Origin of the sequence: Aquimarina sp. AU474 (assembly GCF_900312815.1) — a bacterium.
Classification (GTDB): Bacteria; Bacteroidota; Bacteroidia; order Flavobacteriales; family Flavobacteriaceae; genus Aquimarina.
This window is the reverse complement of record NZ_OMPE01000008.1, coordinates 37775-54852: the sequence shown is the minus strand read 5'-3', so window position 1 is coordinate 54852 and position 17078 is coordinate 37775. Positions and strand designations below refer to the sequence as shown.

At 32.4% G+C, this 17078-nt stretch carries 16 protein-coding genes; 5 read left to right on the top strand and 11 right to left on the bottom strand.

Annotated elements, in window-relative coordinates; translation table 11 throughout:
* Positions 1-29: 29 nt before the first annotated feature.
* The 9 genes from DK508_RS21550 to DK508_RS10025 form a co-directional block, all read right to left on the bottom strand.
* Positions 30-602, bottom strand: coding sequence for a serine O-acetyltransferase (locus tag DK508_RS21550; protein WP_109300637.1), 573 nt, complete (start codon positions 600-602; stop codon positions 30-32).
* On the bottom strand, positions 599-1720 hold the full coding sequence (locus DK508_RS10060) for a glycosyltransferase family 4 protein (protein ID WP_109300636.1): 1122 nt from the start codon (positions 1718-1720) through the stop codon (positions 599-601). The genes DK508_RS21550 and DK508_RS10060 overlap by 4 nt, the downstream gene beginning before the upstream one ends.
* Positions 1720-2826, bottom strand: coding sequence for a glycosyltransferase family 4 protein (locus tag DK508_RS10055; protein ID WP_109300635.1), 1107 nt, complete (start codon positions 2824-2826; stop codon positions 1720-1722). The genes DK508_RS10060 and DK508_RS10055 overlap by 1 nt, the downstream gene beginning before the upstream one ends.
* A 12-nt stretch (positions 2827-2838) precedes the next feature.
* A complete protein-coding gene (locus DK508_RS10050; protein WP_109300634.1) occupies positions 2839-3810 on the bottom strand; it encodes a polysaccharide pyruvyl transferase family protein in 972 nt (323 codons plus the stop codon).
* The gene (locus tag DK508_RS10045) at positions 3811-5091 is read right to left on the bottom strand and encodes a hypothetical protein (protein ID WP_109300633.1); all 1281 of its coding nucleotides are present in this window, start codon (positions 5089-5091) and stop codon (positions 3811-3813) included.
* Between the two features lie 6 nt (positions 5092-5097).
* Positions 5098-6618, bottom strand: coding sequence for a lipopolysaccharide biosynthesis protein (locus tag DK508_RS10040; RefSeq protein ID WP_109300632.1), 1521 nt, complete (start codon positions 6616-6618; stop codon positions 5098-5100).
* 45 nt (positions 6619-6663) lie between these two features.
* Positions 6664-7947 (bottom strand): nucleotide sugar dehydrogenase, encoded by a 1284-nt coding sequence (locus DK508_RS10035; protein WP_109300631.1) that lies wholly within the window; start codon positions 7945-7947, stop codon positions 6664-6666.
* A gap of 37 nt (positions 7948-7984) precedes the next feature.
* Positions 7985-8983 carry an SDR family oxidoreductase gene (locus tag DK508_RS10030; RefSeq protein WP_109300630.1) on the bottom strand — a complete coding sequence of 333 codons (999 nt, stop codon included), beginning with the start codon at positions 8981-8983 and terminating at the stop codon, positions 7985-7987.
* A gap of 253 nt (positions 8984-9236) precedes the next feature.
* Positions 9237-11243 carry a thiamine pyrophosphate-dependent enzyme gene (locus DK508_RS10025; protein WP_109300629.1) on the bottom strand — a complete coding sequence of 669 codons (2007 nt, stop codon included), beginning with the start codon at positions 11241-11243 and terminating at the stop codon, positions 9237-9239.
* A 255-nt stretch (positions 11244-11498) separates the two neighbouring features.
* Between DK508_RS10025 and DK508_RS10020 the strand changes: the two genes are divergently transcribed.
* The 4 genes from DK508_RS10020 to DK508_RS10005 are packed head-to-tail and all read left to right on the top strand — an operon-like array spanning position 11499 to position 14625.
* Complete coding sequence (locus tag DK508_RS10020; protein WP_109300628.1) at positions 11499-12449, top strand: isopenicillin N synthase family oxygenase; 951 nt, start codon at positions 11499-11501, stop codon at positions 12447-12449.
* A 12-nt stretch (positions 12450-12461) separates the two neighbouring features.
* Positions 12462-12791, top strand: coding sequence for a translation initiation factor (locus DK508_RS10015; protein WP_109300627.1), 330 nt, complete (start codon positions 12462-12464; stop codon positions 12789-12791).
* 18 nt (positions 12792-12809) lie between these two features.
* Complete coding sequence (locus tag DK508_RS10010; protein WP_109300626.1) at positions 12810-13748, top strand: DUF1835 domain-containing protein; 939 nt, start codon at positions 12810-12812, stop codon at positions 13746-13748.
* Position 13749: 1 nt separating this feature from the next.
* A complete protein-coding gene (locus tag DK508_RS10005) occupies positions 13750-14625 on the top strand; it encodes a nucleoside phosphorylase (RefSeq protein ID WP_109300625.1) in 876 nt (291 codons plus the stop codon).
* A 97-nt stretch (positions 14626-14722) separates the two neighbouring features.
* Here DK508_RS10005 and DK508_RS21095 read toward each other — a convergent pair whose 3' ends face one another.
* Positions 14723-14869 carry a hypothetical protein gene (locus tag DK508_RS21095; RefSeq protein ID WP_160114646.1) on the bottom strand — a complete coding sequence of 49 codons (147 nt, stop codon included), beginning with the start codon at positions 14867-14869 and terminating at the stop codon, positions 14723-14725.
* A gap of 150 nt (positions 14870-15019) precedes the next feature.
* Between DK508_RS21095 and DK508_RS10000 the strand changes: the two genes are divergently transcribed.
* The gene (locus DK508_RS10000; protein WP_109300624.1) at positions 15020-15871 is read left to right on the top strand and encodes a substrate-binding domain-containing protein; all 852 of its coding nucleotides are present in this window, start codon (positions 15020-15022) and stop codon (positions 15869-15871) included.
* Between the two features lie 472 nt (positions 15872-16343).
* On the opposite strand, the gene DK508_RS09990 is transcribed toward DK508_RS10000, so the two are convergent.
* On the bottom strand, positions 16344-17009 hold the full coding sequence (locus DK508_RS09990) for a uracil-DNA glycosylase (RefSeq protein ID WP_109300622.1): 666 nt from the start codon (positions 17007-17009) through the stop codon (positions 16344-16346).
* Between the last annotated feature and the right edge of the window lie 69 nt (positions 17010-17078).

Sequence of the window (17078 nt, the reverse complement as noted above, 5' to 3'; positions counted from 1 at the left end):
CCCCCTATTCTTAATATATACTCTTGTGGCTATACTCTTTTACCGTCTTTTTTGATAATTTTTGCAGGGTTACCAACAACCACACAATTATCAGGCACATCCTTGATTACAACAGATCCTGCCCCTACTATACTATTATTGCCAATCTTTATATCCCCTATGATAATTGCACCTGTATAAATAGATACATTATCCCCTATTGTAGGCCTTTTTCCTTCTACTTCTCCTACGGTAACTAAATGATTTACATAAAAATTTTCTCCTATTGCATCGGCGTTCAAAATAGTACTGTACGGATGTCCCGTAAGGATTCCTCCTCCTAATTTTGTACTTATATCTATCCTAAAATATTTTTCTTTCTTGCAATATATATTTAAAAGAGAAGCTATCAATCCCCTATTTCGATGATAAAAAACTGTTCTAAAATCTGGCGAGGTTGCCAAAAAACTTAATAATAAAGATTTCTTACTTCCATTTAACCCCTTGGACGAAGCCCATCTTTCTATATCCTTATCAATATCTTTTTTATTTCTACTTCTTGCATACAAAAAAAGATGCGGCAATAAGAATAACTTATACAAATTTATAATTAATGATCTCATGAATTAATTATTAAGTCATTAAACATATTCTCCCAAATACTCATGATTGACTCAAGTTGATATTTACCAGAATTTTCTCTAGCATTTTTCCCCATTTCTTTGATTCTTTCGTTATCATTCATCAATTGGGTTAATGAACTTGCAAAAGTTTCTTTATCATATATAGGTGCCAAAATCCCAGTATCCTTATTAATTATGTTTCTTGGTCCATAAGGACAATCAAAGGATACTATCGGTAATCCACATGCTTGCGCTTCAAGCAATACTAAAGGAAAACACTCATTATGCGATGTCATTACAAAAATAGATGCTTTTAGCATTTCTCCTTTGATATCATTTGTTGACCCTTTTAACAAAATACTATCTTGTAATCCTTCCTTATTTATTTTATCCTGCAATTCTTGTACATAACCTGGTTCACCATCTCCAAATACATGTAATTTCCAATTTGTACCAGGAGTAGCCACTATTTTCCATATATCAATAAGTATATCGTAACCTTTTACATGAGCAATTCTACCTGCTGTGATTATGACATTATTAGATAAATTAGAGGTTGATTCGGGGTAAAATGTTAACGGATTAGGAATAACCTTTGTATTATCGCTTTTATAATAATTAGACTCATCCTTATTAAGGATTACTAATTTATCATATTTAGACTCTACATAATCTGCGTATTTAAAAAATAGTTTTTTAAGAAATCCGGGGTTCTTGCGTTTACCTTCTTCAATAAATTTTGAATAATGAAATTCTTTTACCTTAGGTATACTCTTCACTATAAAAGGAACAAAATACGTATCGGCACTATGGCTACATACGACAACCACATCGGGTTGTATACTTTTAATTACAGATTTTGTTTTTTTTATATGTCCCGGTAATTTCTTTAAATTAACAGGATGAAAATATGACCTTCTCCTATCATAATTAATCCCTAAATCCTTAAATGTAATAGTATTATCAAATTGATAACAAGCTTCTTTATTCTTTTGTTCACTAGTAAGAATAAATACTTGATTCTCTTGCTTAGAAGCAAAGTAATTTGCTTTTATAGAAAGTACGCGTTCGATACCTCCATGCAAATACACCTGATCAATGATAAATATAATCTTCATTACGACCGAGTATTTGTTAGACTTCTAAATAACTTATCCCATTCTTCCGATATTTTCTCGGGAAGGTAATCTTTTACGGCTTCTCGTGCTTTTGCTCCCATGGTTTTTCTTTCCTCTTCATTATTAATTAAGGTAAGAATCCCATCTGCAAAAGCTTCGGTATCTCCATTTTCTATCAACAAACCATTCTCTTTATCAGAAATAATATCTGAAGGGCCATATGGGCAATCATATGAAATACAGGGCACGCCATAAGCCATTGCCTCTGTTAATACCATGCCAAAGCCTTCATACCTAGAAGACATTGTATAAATTGATGCTTCTTGATATTTTTCTGCTATATTTCTTACTGGTTTATAAAAATTAACTTTCTCAGAAATTCCTAGTTGATCTGCCAATTGATCCAATTGTTGATTCTTATCAATAGTACCATAAACATCTAATGTCCAATCGGGATGAGATTTGGCAACAATCTCCCAACTTTTTAATAATCTATCATATCCCTTTTGAAAGCTTTGCTTTCCTACTGCCAAAACTCTTTTGTTTTGTAATGAACTTTGTTCATTAGGATAAAAGGATAATGGATTTGGTATTACTTTAAGGTTTTTAAATTTCCATTCCTTAAGGTTCCCATTGGTTAATACCACAAAATGATCATATGAACGGCCTCCGAAATTCATCAATCCCGATTTAATATCATCTGATATTTTTTTGGCTATTGATTTTCTGCCTCCTTTTATAACAGCATTTCTAGAAACATGTCTTTCGTAAATCATCGGACACGGTTTACCAATTATTTTTGGAACCAAAAAACCTTTCAAACCATCATCACAGACTGCTATTACATCTGGTTTAAGTGTTTTTATCAACCGTCTTAAACCAATGGCATACTTGTAAGCATGAATTAAAGGATTTCCTTTTGCCGTAATATCATGATACTTTATCTTAGGACTGAACTTATAAAAAAGGTCGTTATTATTTTGATTAAGTGTTACGACATGTACATCATAATTGTAATGGTCTGCTAACATACTGGCTTTTATTGAAAGTACTCTTTCTAATCCACCAGGACCATCAATTCTATTTACGATGTAAAGAAGTTTCATTTAGCAGCGATTTTATGAATTTAATTTACCAGTAACCCTCTCTTTTAAAGCATTTGATAAATCATGGTGCTTCTCCAGGTTTTTCACTATAGTATCCAAATTTATTTTGTCTTCTAAAGGGAAGTTAGCCTTAAACTCTCCTGTTTTACTATTTACATCTATTCTATTAAAAAGTTCAAGAATCCCATCAAAACGACATGAATCTACAAAACTGTCAAACCCATTAATAAAAATTACTGGTGTTCCTAATGCAAGACAAGGTAAAGCACAATGAATTCTTGAAGTAATTACTAATTTAGCTCTTGCATACTTATTTAAAAGAGCTTCTGCCATTTCAAATTTCTGCTCATCTGAAAATTGATTCGACGGTGGTTCTTGATTGATAAACTCGGCCGTTTCTAGAACTTCCTTACTTATAAAATTCTTTAAATGTTTATTTTTCTTTCCTAACTGAAAAGCTGATCCATTAAGGATATTCTTAACGGTAAGCTTTGTGTTATAGAATATTTTTTCTGGCCTTGGATAACTATACAAAGGATCTACAATATAGATATCTTCTCCTCTTTGCGAATCATCTACTTTATAAGAATCCAAAGTTAAAGTAAGACATCCCGTAAAATGAGCATCTATTCCTTTAGACTTAAGGGTATCCGCAGTAAATTGATCTCTACAACCTATAGGTTCATGCTTTTTAAGATACGCTATCCCCCTTTCACTCAGCATAAATGGTGCTGCTGTATTGTTCATATGAAAAGATACAAATATTGGATCTATATCTTCTGAAGGAACCCAATTATGAATATTATGAGTAAACCACCCATTCATAATCAGTTTTACCTGTTCTCCTTGATAATCGCCAAGCCGTTCTCTATTTAAAAAAGTATCCACTTGTGGCAAAAACTGCTTTGCCGCTAAACTCTGAATATTATCTCCTACATTAAAAAAACGTCTATTCTCATCGTAAGTTAGTAGTCCGTATTTCATCTATTTAATTTTTCTGTATAGTTTGCTTACCCAAGGAAATTTATTCCTAATTATAAATTTTATTCGACGGATCCCTTTATTGGGATTATTAATTTTTTGTTCTAAAAGGCGATCGATTTTACCTCCTCTAATATCATTAATTTGTTTAGTCTCAGTTTGTTTATCCGAAAACACATAAAAATCACTAGAATTCTTGGCCTTTTCCATCAATTCCCACCAAAAATAACGTACTCCATCACTTGCTCCACCAATATCTAATACTTCATAAAACTTATCGTAAATAGTTTGATCCACATTAAATCCATAATCATTAGGATTTTTACCATTAAGAATCAAGCCCAAAATAGTCCTAAAGCATTTTTCGCAAATACTACAATTAAACTCGGTTCTCTTCTCAGAGTAACATACTCTTAATTTAAACTTAGTATCTGTAACTGCAGCAAAACCAGCAATTAAATCTACTTTATCTTGCCTTTTTAGTTCGTATCCATCATGAATAACCTTAAGATCACCTGCCCAAGTTATTTTCTCATCAATATCTGGAGTCGAACCCCAATCAATATCAATATGATCTGTATATGAAGAAGCAATATAGACAGAGCCATAGTTATATACATAAGAAAGTGGCGCTATAGCACCTATTAAAGCAAGTCCATGTTGTACTTTACCCCACCAGCCTATATCTTTTAAAAGTAATTCTACTTGATAGGTATAAAAATCTCTAAGATTAGTTTCTATATATTCTTTATGGTTATTTTCAAGCAATTCTTCATTATCAATAAAACCAGCAAAATCATTCCATTGTTCCTGATCTTTTATATCTATATCGGCTCCTAAAAGTGTTATTAAATCAGGCGTTTCTTCATAAATTCTTATATACGTGGCATACGCATCAACTCCGCCACTAAACAACATCGCAGTTTTGGTTCCGCTTGTGTTGTTTTTAACAATTTTCTTCGCTACAAGTGTTCCTCCAAAACTCTGAGGTGTATCTCGCTTAGCAAATTCTGCTTTGATCAATTCTATTGAATTATAAAAATCTTCGTCGATTTCTTCTACTTCTATAGTAAATCCCGCAAACCATGCTATGGGTAGTACATTAGATAAAAAAGGAATAACGGCTATACTATCAGGAACCGCACTAACATCTACCAAATATTTTGAATAAAAAAGTTGATCTTGATCAAAATATTTCTGCACTTGTCCATCAGCTATATAATCGTAGTTGATTTTTGTACCGTTATCAGAATATGATATATGACGAAGTTTCAGTGTTTCCATTCTCCTCTATTTTCGCCTCAAAACTGAAGCAATAGGTTTAACAAATAATTGTTTTTCGTATTCATGTAACCCTAATGTGTACATTAAAACTCCGAACACAATAGTAAATGTACTTCCTTTGAGTACAAAATTAAGCCATCCTTCTCCAGGTATATAATTTATAAAATATCCAACTGCCAAAATTATAATCAGCGCCAGAATAGTTTTATAAGCTAGTTCTTTAAAAAATCTAGGAATATTGAGTTTAATCACTTTGTGGTAATAAAAATTCATAACATTTTGAACAATTAACCAACCAATTACAGAGCCTGCCATCATACCTATTGCTGCATACTTTTTTGCAAAAACAGCTCCTATAACAGTACCTATAATCATAAAAGACAAATACAAAATTGCCTTAAACGATAGTTTATTCTTTGCCTCCAAAATAGAATTACCAAAGTGTTGCACTAAAGGAAGTGTATAAGCCATCATTATCATTAAGGCTATCACCCACGATTGATAACTTCCCTCTTCACCAATAGTATCACCAACCCATAAGTTAACAAACTGATTACCGTAAAGTGCAAAGGCTATCAAAATATACATTAGAACTATAAAAGATAGACGTCCAATTTTAATCATCATGTCGGTAAGTTGTTCTCCAGAAGCATTATCAACAGACATCTGAGTGGCCCTAGGAAGAAAGACTCCTGAAATTGCAGTGGAAAAGGCTCCATAGTATGTCCCCAACGTGATTCCAATACCATAAATAGTAAGAACTGCTGGTGGGCTTATTCTACCCAATACCCAGTGGCCCGCTTTCCATTGAAAAAGGCCTACCAAAGAGAAAACAAAAATCCAAACCGAATACTTGAGGATATGTTTAATAAAACTTTTCTTCAGCGAATGAAGTTTAAATTTTACTTTAAGTTTTCTGAAAACAAAATAGCCTGTAACAATAATTACACTAACATTAAAAACAGTATCTACTATTACCAGAGCAATTGATCGACCCCCGTATAGTAAAACTGCAACGACTGTTAGAGATCTTAAAACGTATCTAATAATATTTAGAGTTTTTGGAAAAACAAATTCTTCATAACCCGAACATATCCCTGTAAAAGATCCTCCTGGCAATCTAATCGCCAGATTAAAAATTAAAATAACAAACATTACTTTTGCTATCTCAATTTCTTCGGGGTTTAGTTTTGTGAAATAAGATTCAATATTGGCATAAAAAGAAAAACCAACTATTAATACCAAAAGAGAAATAATCATATATATGATCATCGTGGTGGCCAAAAAATTCTCCTCTCCCTCTTTATCCTTTTCAGCTCTATACTTAGCAACAAATCTTATTATCGTATTATTAAGTCCAAAATCTAATATAGAAATAGTACCTATTAGTGCTCCAATAGTTATAAAAATACCATATTCATTTTTCCCTAAATATTTAAGAATAAAAGGAGTAAGAAGTAATCCTACCACATTCGTCAAAAAAATCGTGATATAGTTTAATAAAGCTCCTTTTTTTAGTTGGCTCAAAGTAATTAGTTTAAAGGTTTATAGCTATCCTTAAAAAGGATAATATTATAATCTACCGTCTACTTTATCTTTTAAAATCCCTTTTACATCATACAAAACACCATTTGGTAGAAGTAATGATTCTAAATCTATATCCAGAAATTCTTTATGAGCAACGGTAAGAACTATAGTATCAAACTTTTGAATAGGTAATTCTGTGGTAGTCTCTAAATTATATTCATGTTGTACTTCAGCAGGATTCGCCCAGGGATCAAAAACTGTTATTTCTGTTCCAAAATCTTTCAATTGTTCTATAACATCAACAGCTCGAGTATTGCGTACATCTGGGCAATTTTCTTTAAAAGTAACCCCTAATATCAAAACTTTTGCTCCTTTAATTCTTATATCATGTTTAACCATTAATTTAATAATCTCTGACGCTACGTATTGCCCCATACTATCATTTAATCTTCTACCTGCCAAAATAATTTCTGGATGATATCCAAATTCTTGAGCGCGTTGAGCCAAATAATAAGGATCGACACCAATACAATGTCCACCTACAAGCCCTGGTTTGAAAGGAAGGAAATTCCATTTGGTTCCGGCAGCTTCTAGAACATCGTGTGTATCTATGTCCATTAAATTAAAGATCTTGGCCAATTCATTTACAAAAGCAATATTTATATCTCGCTGAGAATTTTCAATTACTTTGGCTGCCTCTGCTACCTTTATCGTTGGGGCCAAATGTGTTCCTGCTGCTATAACAGTATTATAAAGCGCATCCACTTTTTTTCCTATTTCGGGTGTCGAACCCGCAGTGACCTTTAGTATTTTCTCTACAGTATGTTTCTTATCCCCAGGATTTATACGCTCGGGAGAATATCCAGCATAAAAATCTTTATTAAATTTTAACCCACTAATTTTTTCAAGTACTGGTATACATTCTTCTTCGGTTACACCTGGATATACTGTAGATTCATAAATTACAATATCATCAACCTTTAATACCTTAGCTACAGTTTCACTAGATTTATAAAGAGGTGTTAAATCTGGTCTATTATTTCTATCTACAGGTGTGGGTACAGTAACTATGTAATAATTACAATCCTCAATATCTTCTATCTGGCTAGAGCAATAAAGGCCATTACCCTTTTTATCTACATTTTCTTTTAATACAGCTTGTAAAAGTTCATCTTCTACTTCCAAAGTTGAATCTTTGCCTGAACGTAATTCTGCTATTCTTTCATCATTAATATCGAATCCTACTACCGGAAATTTAGTAGCAAACAATCTGGCCAACGGAAGTCCAACGTATCCTAATCCTATAATTGCTATTTTAATATCTTGCATTATTGTTACTTATTTTATTATTGGTTTTTGTTCGGAATTATTTCAGGTTATTCCAATACCATTTTACAGCTTCCTTTAATCCCGATCTCATATCAAATTTTGGACTATAACCCAATAAATTCTTAGCCTTATCGATAGATGCCAAAGAATGCGGCACATCTCCCCTACGTTCTGGTCCAAACTTGACTTCAATATCTGCAATCCCATTATCAAATTCTGATAAATATTCTTTTAATAAAGAAGTTAGTTCATTTAACGTTGTTCTTTCTCCAAAAGCAGTATTATAAACATTGTTTAGTGCATCAGTATTTTCTGATGTTATTGCACATAAATTCATCTGAATAACATTGTCTATATATGTAAAGTCTCTAGAAAACGAGCCATCACCATTAATTACTGGAGATTCATGTTTCATAAATTGCATTACAAATTTTGGTATTACCGCTGCATATGCCCCATCAGGATCTTGTTTTCGACCGAATACATTAAAATAACGTAATCCTATAGTATCTAGATCATATGATTTCTTGAAATTTTCTGCATATAATTCGTTCACATATTTAGTGATCGCATAGGGAGATAAAGGTTTTCCTATGTTTTCCTCAATCTTTGGTAATGATTTAGAATCTCCGTAGGTAGAAGAACTTGCCGCATAAACAAAACGTTTTACATTTGCATCTCTAGAAGCAACTAACATATTTAGAAACCCTCCAACATTTACATCATTACTAGTAATAGGGTCATTAATAGATCTAGGTACAGAACCCAAAGCAGCCTGATGCAAAACGAAATCAATACCGTCACAAGCTTTATTACAATCATCTAAGTTTCGAATATCTCCTTCAATAAAAGTAAAATTAGGATTGTCAATTATTAAAGAAAGATTTTTCTTGTGTCCGGTTGCAAAATTATCTAAACCAACTACAGTACTCCCTATATCTAAAAGTGCTTCGCAAAGATTAGATCCAATAAAACCAGCTGCACCGGTTACGAGTACTTTTGACAAACGTAACTGCTCTATCTGTTTAGTGTTCATGTATTTCTTTTTAATCCCCTGTTATTTAGTCCCGAAGACTATGCTAAGCATAGACTGCGCGAAATTAACATTTACTAACAGAACTTACAACTAAGTTAAAGGGGATTTTACCCCTAATTAAAATTCATATATTTCAAACAACGTTAAAAACATACAATTCGTCTAAAAAAAATATATAAATACTTAAAAATCAGATAATTGAATTTAAATTATTTTTTGTTAACTATAACGTTTTCTTAATCCAAAAACTCATTTAATACTTCAACAAAATCAATAATTCTTCTTCGAATTTATCCTTAGCCAAATATTGTTTTTCAAGATTAGAATCAAAAGGAATTGGCGTTTCTATACTTGCCACCCTTTTTACAGGTGCATCGAGATACGTAAAACAATTTTCCATAAGTAATGCTGAAATATCTGAGGCTATACCCCCAAACAAAGTATCTTCTTGCAAGATTATTGCTTTTCCGGTCTTTTTAACCGAACTATAAATTGTTTCAACATCCAATGGCTGTAATGTCCTAAGGTCAATTAAATCTACTGATATATCCCTGTGTTTGTTTAAAGTTTCAAGAGCCCAATGTACTCCTGCTCCATAACTTATAACAGTAACATCATTACCTTCATCTAATAGCGCAGCTTTACCTAGTGGTACGTTATAATATCCTTCAGGAACCTGTTGCCTAATACTTCTATATAGAGCTTTATGTTCAAAACATAATACCGGATTAATATCTTCAATAGCGGATATCAACAACCCTTTAGCATCATACGGAAAAGCCGGATAAATTATTTTTAAACCAGGTACTTTGGTGAACCACGCTTCATTAGTTTGACTATGAAAGGGCCCTGCCCCAACACCAGCTCCACAAGGCATTCTAACAACTACATCAGAAGATTGACCCCAACGATAATAAGACTTTGCCAATAGATTAACAATAGGATTAAACCCAGAGGATACAAAATCTGCAAATTGCATTTCGACTACAGCTTTACAATCATTTATCGAAAGCCCATATCCAGCTGCAACAATTGTAGATTCGCATATAGGAGTATTGCGAACGCGATCTTTCCCAAAATCTTCTACAAATCCTTCTGTAATTTTAAACACTCCTCCGTACTCGGCAATATCTTGCCCCATAATCACTAATTCATCATGACGTTGCATTGATTCTCGTAGACCTTCAGAAATAGCATCAACTAATCTAATTTCATTAGTATTACGGTTTGGATCAGTTATTTCATAATCAGATCTCGCATAGACATCACTTAATTCTACTTCTAAGTCAACAGGAATAACACTCTCATTAACGGCACGCTCCCAGTGTGACTCTATTTCTTCTTTAAACTCTGTTTTTTTCTGAAGATCATAATCCTCGGTAAAAACTCCTTCCGAAATCAAGAAATTTTTATAATTTTCTATGGGATCTTTAGCCGCCCACTCATCCATCAATTCTTGAGGAACATATTTCGTGCCGCTAGCCTCTTCATGACCTCTCATTCTAAATGTTTTGAACTCCAATAGGATAGGACGAGGTTGTTTTCGAATACTTTTAGCTAGTTCATTAACTTTATGATAAACTTCGAGAATATTATTTCCGTTAATAATATGTGATTCTATACCATATCCTTTACCTCTATCCGCCAAATGTTCGCAACGATATTGCTCTTTCGTGGGAGTTGATAATCCGTACCCATTATTTTCGATACAAAATAAGACAGGTAAATCCCAAACAGAGGCTACATTTAGAGCTTCATGAAAATCCCCTTCGCTTGTACCTCCTTCTCCAGTAAAAACAGCGGTAACCTTATTATTACTCTTTAACAGATTTGCCAAAGCTATCCCATTTGCCACTCCCATCTGAGGGCCTAAATGAGAAATCATACCAATAATATTATATTCTTGAGTCCCAAAGTGAAAAGAACGATCTCGTCCTTTTGTAAAACCACTGGCCTTTCCTTGCCATTGAGAAAAAAGTCTATATAATGGTATTTTTCTTGCAGTAAACACACCTAAATTACGATGCATAGGTAATATATACTCATCGTTTTCTAATGCCGAAGTTACTCCAACTGATATTGCTTCTTGACCAATACCACTAAACCATTTAGAAATTTTACCTTGCCTTAGCAATACTAACATCTTTTCTTCAATAAGACGCGGTTGTAACATTTTATAATACAGAGAAAGAAGTACATCATCATTGTATTCTTTTCTATCAAAATTTAATGCTATTTTTTCCTTCGAAATGTAGTTCATAAAAGAAAGTTTGTTAGGTAAATGTAATTATTTTTATTTCACAACTCATATCAATAAAGCAATATTATTAAGTAGTTGTTAATTTAACCCTAACAATTCTACGAATTAATTAAATTTACTATAATTTCTGGGCTATATATTCAGAAATAGTTAATTTGACTACTATTAAAATTTGTAAAAAAAATTGAAAGGTAATACTGGTTATTCTACAAAATACACCTAATTTTAGTTTTTCAATTCTTAAGAAGAAAACCAATGAATAATATACCAAGCGTAGATTTGGCTGATTTCTTATCTGATGATCAATCTAGAAAACAGAAATTCGTCAATGAAATAGGAAAGGCTTATGAAGAAATCGGTTTTGTAGCTCTAAAAAATCATTTTTTGAGCGATAAACTGGTAGAAGACCTATACAAGGAGATCAAAGCATTTTTTGCACTTCCTGTAGATACTAAAGAGAAATATGAAATTGAAGGATTAGGAGGGCAACGAGGATACACCTCTTTTGGAAAAGAACATGCAAAAGGAAAAAAAGAAGGAGACCTTAAAGAGTTTTGGCATTTTGGACAAGAGCCTGATAAAAACGCAAATCTAATAGAAGAATACCCCCCTAATGTAAATGTTCAAGAATTAAATGAGTTTAATGGCACGGGAATGGAAGCCTATAGAATGCTCGAAAAAACTGGAATTTATGTTTTAAGAGCATTGTCGTTGTACATAGGGCTAGATGAACATTATTTTGATCATTGGGCAAGTAATGGCAATAGTATTTTACGTCCAATTCATTATCCTCCTATATCTGAAGAGCCTAAAGGTGCTGTTCGTGCTGGTGCGCACGGAGATATAAATTTAATCACTTTACTCATGGGAGCATCTACAGGAGGGTTACAAGTGCAAAGAAAAGATGGCGAATGGATTGATGCCATACCCCAAGACGACGAGTTAGTGATTAATGTTGGGGATATGCTAGAAAGACATACCAACAACAAGCTAAGATCAACTATACACCGTGTTATAAATCCCCCCAAAGAACAATGGGGCAAACCAAGATATTCTATTCCCTTCTTTATGCATCCAAGAAGTGACATGAAACTTAACTGTCTTGAAGAATGCATTACCGATAACAATCCTAAACATTATGAGGATATTACGGCTGGAGAATTCTTACATCAAAGACTTGTTGAAATTGGATTGATCAAAAAATAGTCATTTAACATTATGGATTTACAAGATCAATTAAAAAATCTTTTTCCTGATCATACACCAGAAAAAGAAGAAGTTCTTGAGGAACAAGAAGAACAATTATGGATGCAAGACGATCCTATCATATGTAAATATGAAAAACGAAAAGGAAAACCAATTACTATTCTTGAAGGCTACACAGGAGCCGATGGAGATTTTAAGAAACTGGCCAAAGAGTTAAAAACTCGCTTAAGTGTTGGTGGAAGTTTTAAAAATGATGCTATCATTATACAAGGTGATTATAGAGATCAAATTATGAATATCCTTAAAGAAAAGGGGTTTAAGGTGAAACGTGTAGGAGGATAATTAAGGAATATTAGTATTTTGGAAAAACATACATTACATATTACCAATGGAGATAGTCTAACCAACAGATTAAAAGAATTACAATTAGTTGAAGGTGATTTTTTTACTTGGAGAGAAATGCTTTGCGAAGGACCAACTGAAATCAATATTGAAGCCGAAGATGCTATCAAAAAACGCAAGGATTTCTTAAAAAAATACTATCGTATTACTCCTACTGATTTTGAAGAAAAATTTGTTTCGCAGCTTAAAAAACTAGACGATCTTGAAGAATACAAAGAAATAATACTTTGGTTTGAATATGACCTATTTTGTCATGTAAATATGATTGCCGCAATAAGCTTATTACTACGTAAAGGTATTAATAAAACTCCTGTTTATTTGGTATGTAGCGGAAGAATAGAGAATGAAAAAAAATTAATGGGACTATGTGATCTTTCCGAAATTCAATTAAAAAATCATTATAAAAACAAAATACATCTTTCTCTTGATGATCTTGAACTTGCTGCCTATATCTGGACACTATATTGTGAGTCAAATCCAATGAAAATTGCAGCACAAATTAAAAAACATTCCTCTTTCGAATATTTGTCTATTTGCCTTAGAGCACATTTACAGCGTTTTCCTAATATGTTAACAGGACTTAATGTATTAGAACACAACATACTTGAAATGGTTGAAACCTACCAAATTAAAAATGTAAAACAACTTATGGGGTATACTCTAGAATATCAGGGTTACTACGGATATGGTGATATGCAAATGAAAAGGGTTATCGCAAGGCTTTTCCAGTTTTTGGATCAAACCAAAAATAGATTACAATTATCAGAACGAGGAAAGTTAGCTTTGCTACAAAAAAAGAATTTTTACAACACCCAAATACTTGATTGGCAATATGGTGGTGTTAAAAAATACGATTACCTGTACAATGACCAAACACACAAACTATTAAAATTGTAATATGGCTATAGCCGAATCTGAGCTTATACTTAATAATGATGGAAGCATCTATCACCTTAATCTTAAACCCGAACATTTAGCTCCTACTATAATTACTGTTGGAGATCCGGATCGTGTAGACACAGTAACGCAACACTTTGATAGTATTGAATTTAGAGTCAAAAAACGTGAATTCCATACACAAACCGGGTTTTATCAAGGAAAAAGAATCACCGTGATATCCACAGGTATTGGTACAGACAATATAGATATTGTATTCAACGAATTAGATGCTTTAGCAAATATTGATTTTAGCACTCGGGAAATAAAAAGTAAGCATACTGCGCTACAAATTATTCGTATAGGAACTTCGGGAGCAGTACAAAAGGATATCCCTATTGACAGTTTTGTAGTTTCAGAAATTGGAATAGGATTCGATAGCTTACTTCATTTTTATCAAAGTGAAAATGTACAAGAATTAAAAATATCAAAAGCTTTGATAACTCATTTTAATTGGGATAAAAATAAATCAATTCCATATGTAGTTCGTGCTGATAATAAATTAAGTGAGCATATGCAAAGTCATAGTACTCAAAAAGGGATTACAATAACCAATGTTGGGTTTTATGGACCACAAGGAAGAGTTTTACGACTATCATTAAAAGATCCTAGAGCTAATGACAAGATATCCACCTTTGTCTATAACGGTCAAAAAATCACAAATTTAGAAATGGAAACCGCAGGGATTTATGGAATGGCAAAGCTTTTAGGACACCAGGCCGTTTCTATGAATGCCATATTGGCCAACCGCGTTACCGGGGAGTTTAGCAAAACTCCAAAAGAAACTATTGAAAAGTTAATTAAATATACTTTATCAAAAATTGTAAGTTATACGTAATAACTGTAGACATATAAAAAAAGGATGAAAATTTTCATCCTTTTTTAAACATTAAATCATTATAAAATACTTAGCAAATATTTTTAATATATAATTATTAACCGAATAATATTTTAAGACTTATCAATAAATTGGTCAATAATAAAACCGCAATAAAAACAACAATTCCATTTTCAAGGGGATTATTTTTTAACTTGGCAACTTTTACATTAGCGCTTTTGGTTTTAAGAAAATTCTTTTTCATAGCAATTGTTTTTATTTTGGGTTATAACTTGTTGTCAAACTTAATTCCCTTTGGAAGAATTATAGGTCAAATATAAGGAAAAGATTTCTATTTCATCGTTAAAAAACAATAAAAATCGATGAAGTGCGCAAATTTTAATATTTAAAGAGCATGCATACTATAAAAATAGGAGGTGTTCCAGAGCATTTTAACCTACCCTGGCACCTTACAATTGAGGATAATAGCTATCTCAAGAATGGTATACAATTAGAATGGACAGATTACCCCGGAGGAACGGGAGCTATGTGCCAAGCACTAAGATCTTCTGAAATTGATATGGCCATTGTACTTACAGAAGGTATTATTAAAGATATTATTGAAGGAAATTCTTGTAAAATTGTACAAACCTATATCAATACTCCTTTAATTTGGGGTATTCATGTTGGAGCTAACTCTAAATACACAAATATATCTCAATTGCAACATACCAAAGCAGCTATAAGTAGATACGGTTCTGGCTCTGAATTAATGTCTTATTTACATGCTCAAGATCAAAACTGGGATATCTCGACTTTACAGTTTGAAGTCATCAAAAATCTTAATGGCGCCATTGAAGCTCTTACCAATGAAACTGCAGATTATTTTATGTGGGAACACTTCACTACGAAACCGTTAGTTGATCATGGTACTTTTAGAAGGATAGCCGATTATCCTACACCTTGGCCATGCTTTGTTATCGCAGTAAGAGAAGATATATTACAAAACAAAAAAGAAGTAATCAAAACGATTTTAAACATTATCAATACTACTACTTTAGATTTCAAAAAAATACCAAGTATTGATAAAACTCTAGCCAATAGATACGATCAACAACTAGAAGATATTGAAAAATGGTTAGCAATAACTGAATGGAGTCAATCATTACTATCTAATGAAACCATTGTACATGTACAGAAACGATTACATCATTTGAATATCATTAATCAAAAAGTAAATCCAGAAGAATTAATACACAGAATCTGATTAAATTTCTTTTTTCTTTAATATTTCTTGCCATATCGAGTAGGGTAAAACGAAATCAAAGCGTTGTAATACAAAGGATCTTTTAAAGATTTAAGATCTATCGTATGATATGAATTGATTTTGCAACAAATCGTTATCAAAAGATTAATTATTAGACAACTACAATCAAAAAGTAGTGAATAGTTATTTTTTTTGTACATTTGCCGGGCCTACCCCAGTGAAATAATTATTAACGCATAAGCAACCATATTGTAATTAATGCATCTAATAATTAACTAACAAATCTATTTATGATCACATTCTTAATTATATTAGCAGGTCTTGTAGCCTTCAATATTATGCTGTTAAAGTTTAGTATGCATTCTGTTGGTTCAAACAAAAAGAAGACGAAAACTAAAGGTAAAGTCAACCACATTTCTAATCCATCAACTGAAAAATCTAAAAATACAGAAATTCCTTCAGCAGCCTAGTGCTACCATTTAATACTGGTCTTGTCAATTTTGGTAAGGTAATTATTTACCATACTGAAATGCTGATTACCAAACCAATACCCTCTATTTGCACTTAATGGAGATGGATGTCCACTAGTAAGTACATAATGTTTTGATGTATCTATTTTTGCACCCTTCTTTTTTGCATATCCTCCCCAAAGTAAAAAAACAATATTCTCTTTTTTATTAGATAGCGTCTCTATAATAGCATTAGTAAACTGCTCCCAACCCTTTTTTTGATGTGAACCCGCCTGATTAGCACGTACCGTTAAAGTTGCATTTAATAATAAGACTCCTTGTTTTGCCCAACGCTCAAGATTTCCATTTGACGGGTATAAAACACCCAAATCAGTTTCAATTTCTTTAAAGATATTAATCAATGAAGGTGGTATTGGTATTCCATCATTTACTGAAAAACACAAACCATTTGCTTGTCCAGCACCATGATATGGATCTTGACCAATAATTACAACTTTCACATTATCAAAACTACAATGATCAAAAGCAGCAAAAATCTCATCCTCTTTTGGATAGCAAGTAGACGTAAGGTATTCTGTTTTAACAAAACTAACCAGATTAGAAAAATATGGTTTACTAAATTCATCTTTAAGCTGTTCTTTCCAACTGGATTCAATATTTACATTCATAAGGACTATAAAAATTACTGTAATTATGTACTTTTGCTTCGTTCAAAATTCAGTTGAATATAGACCAAA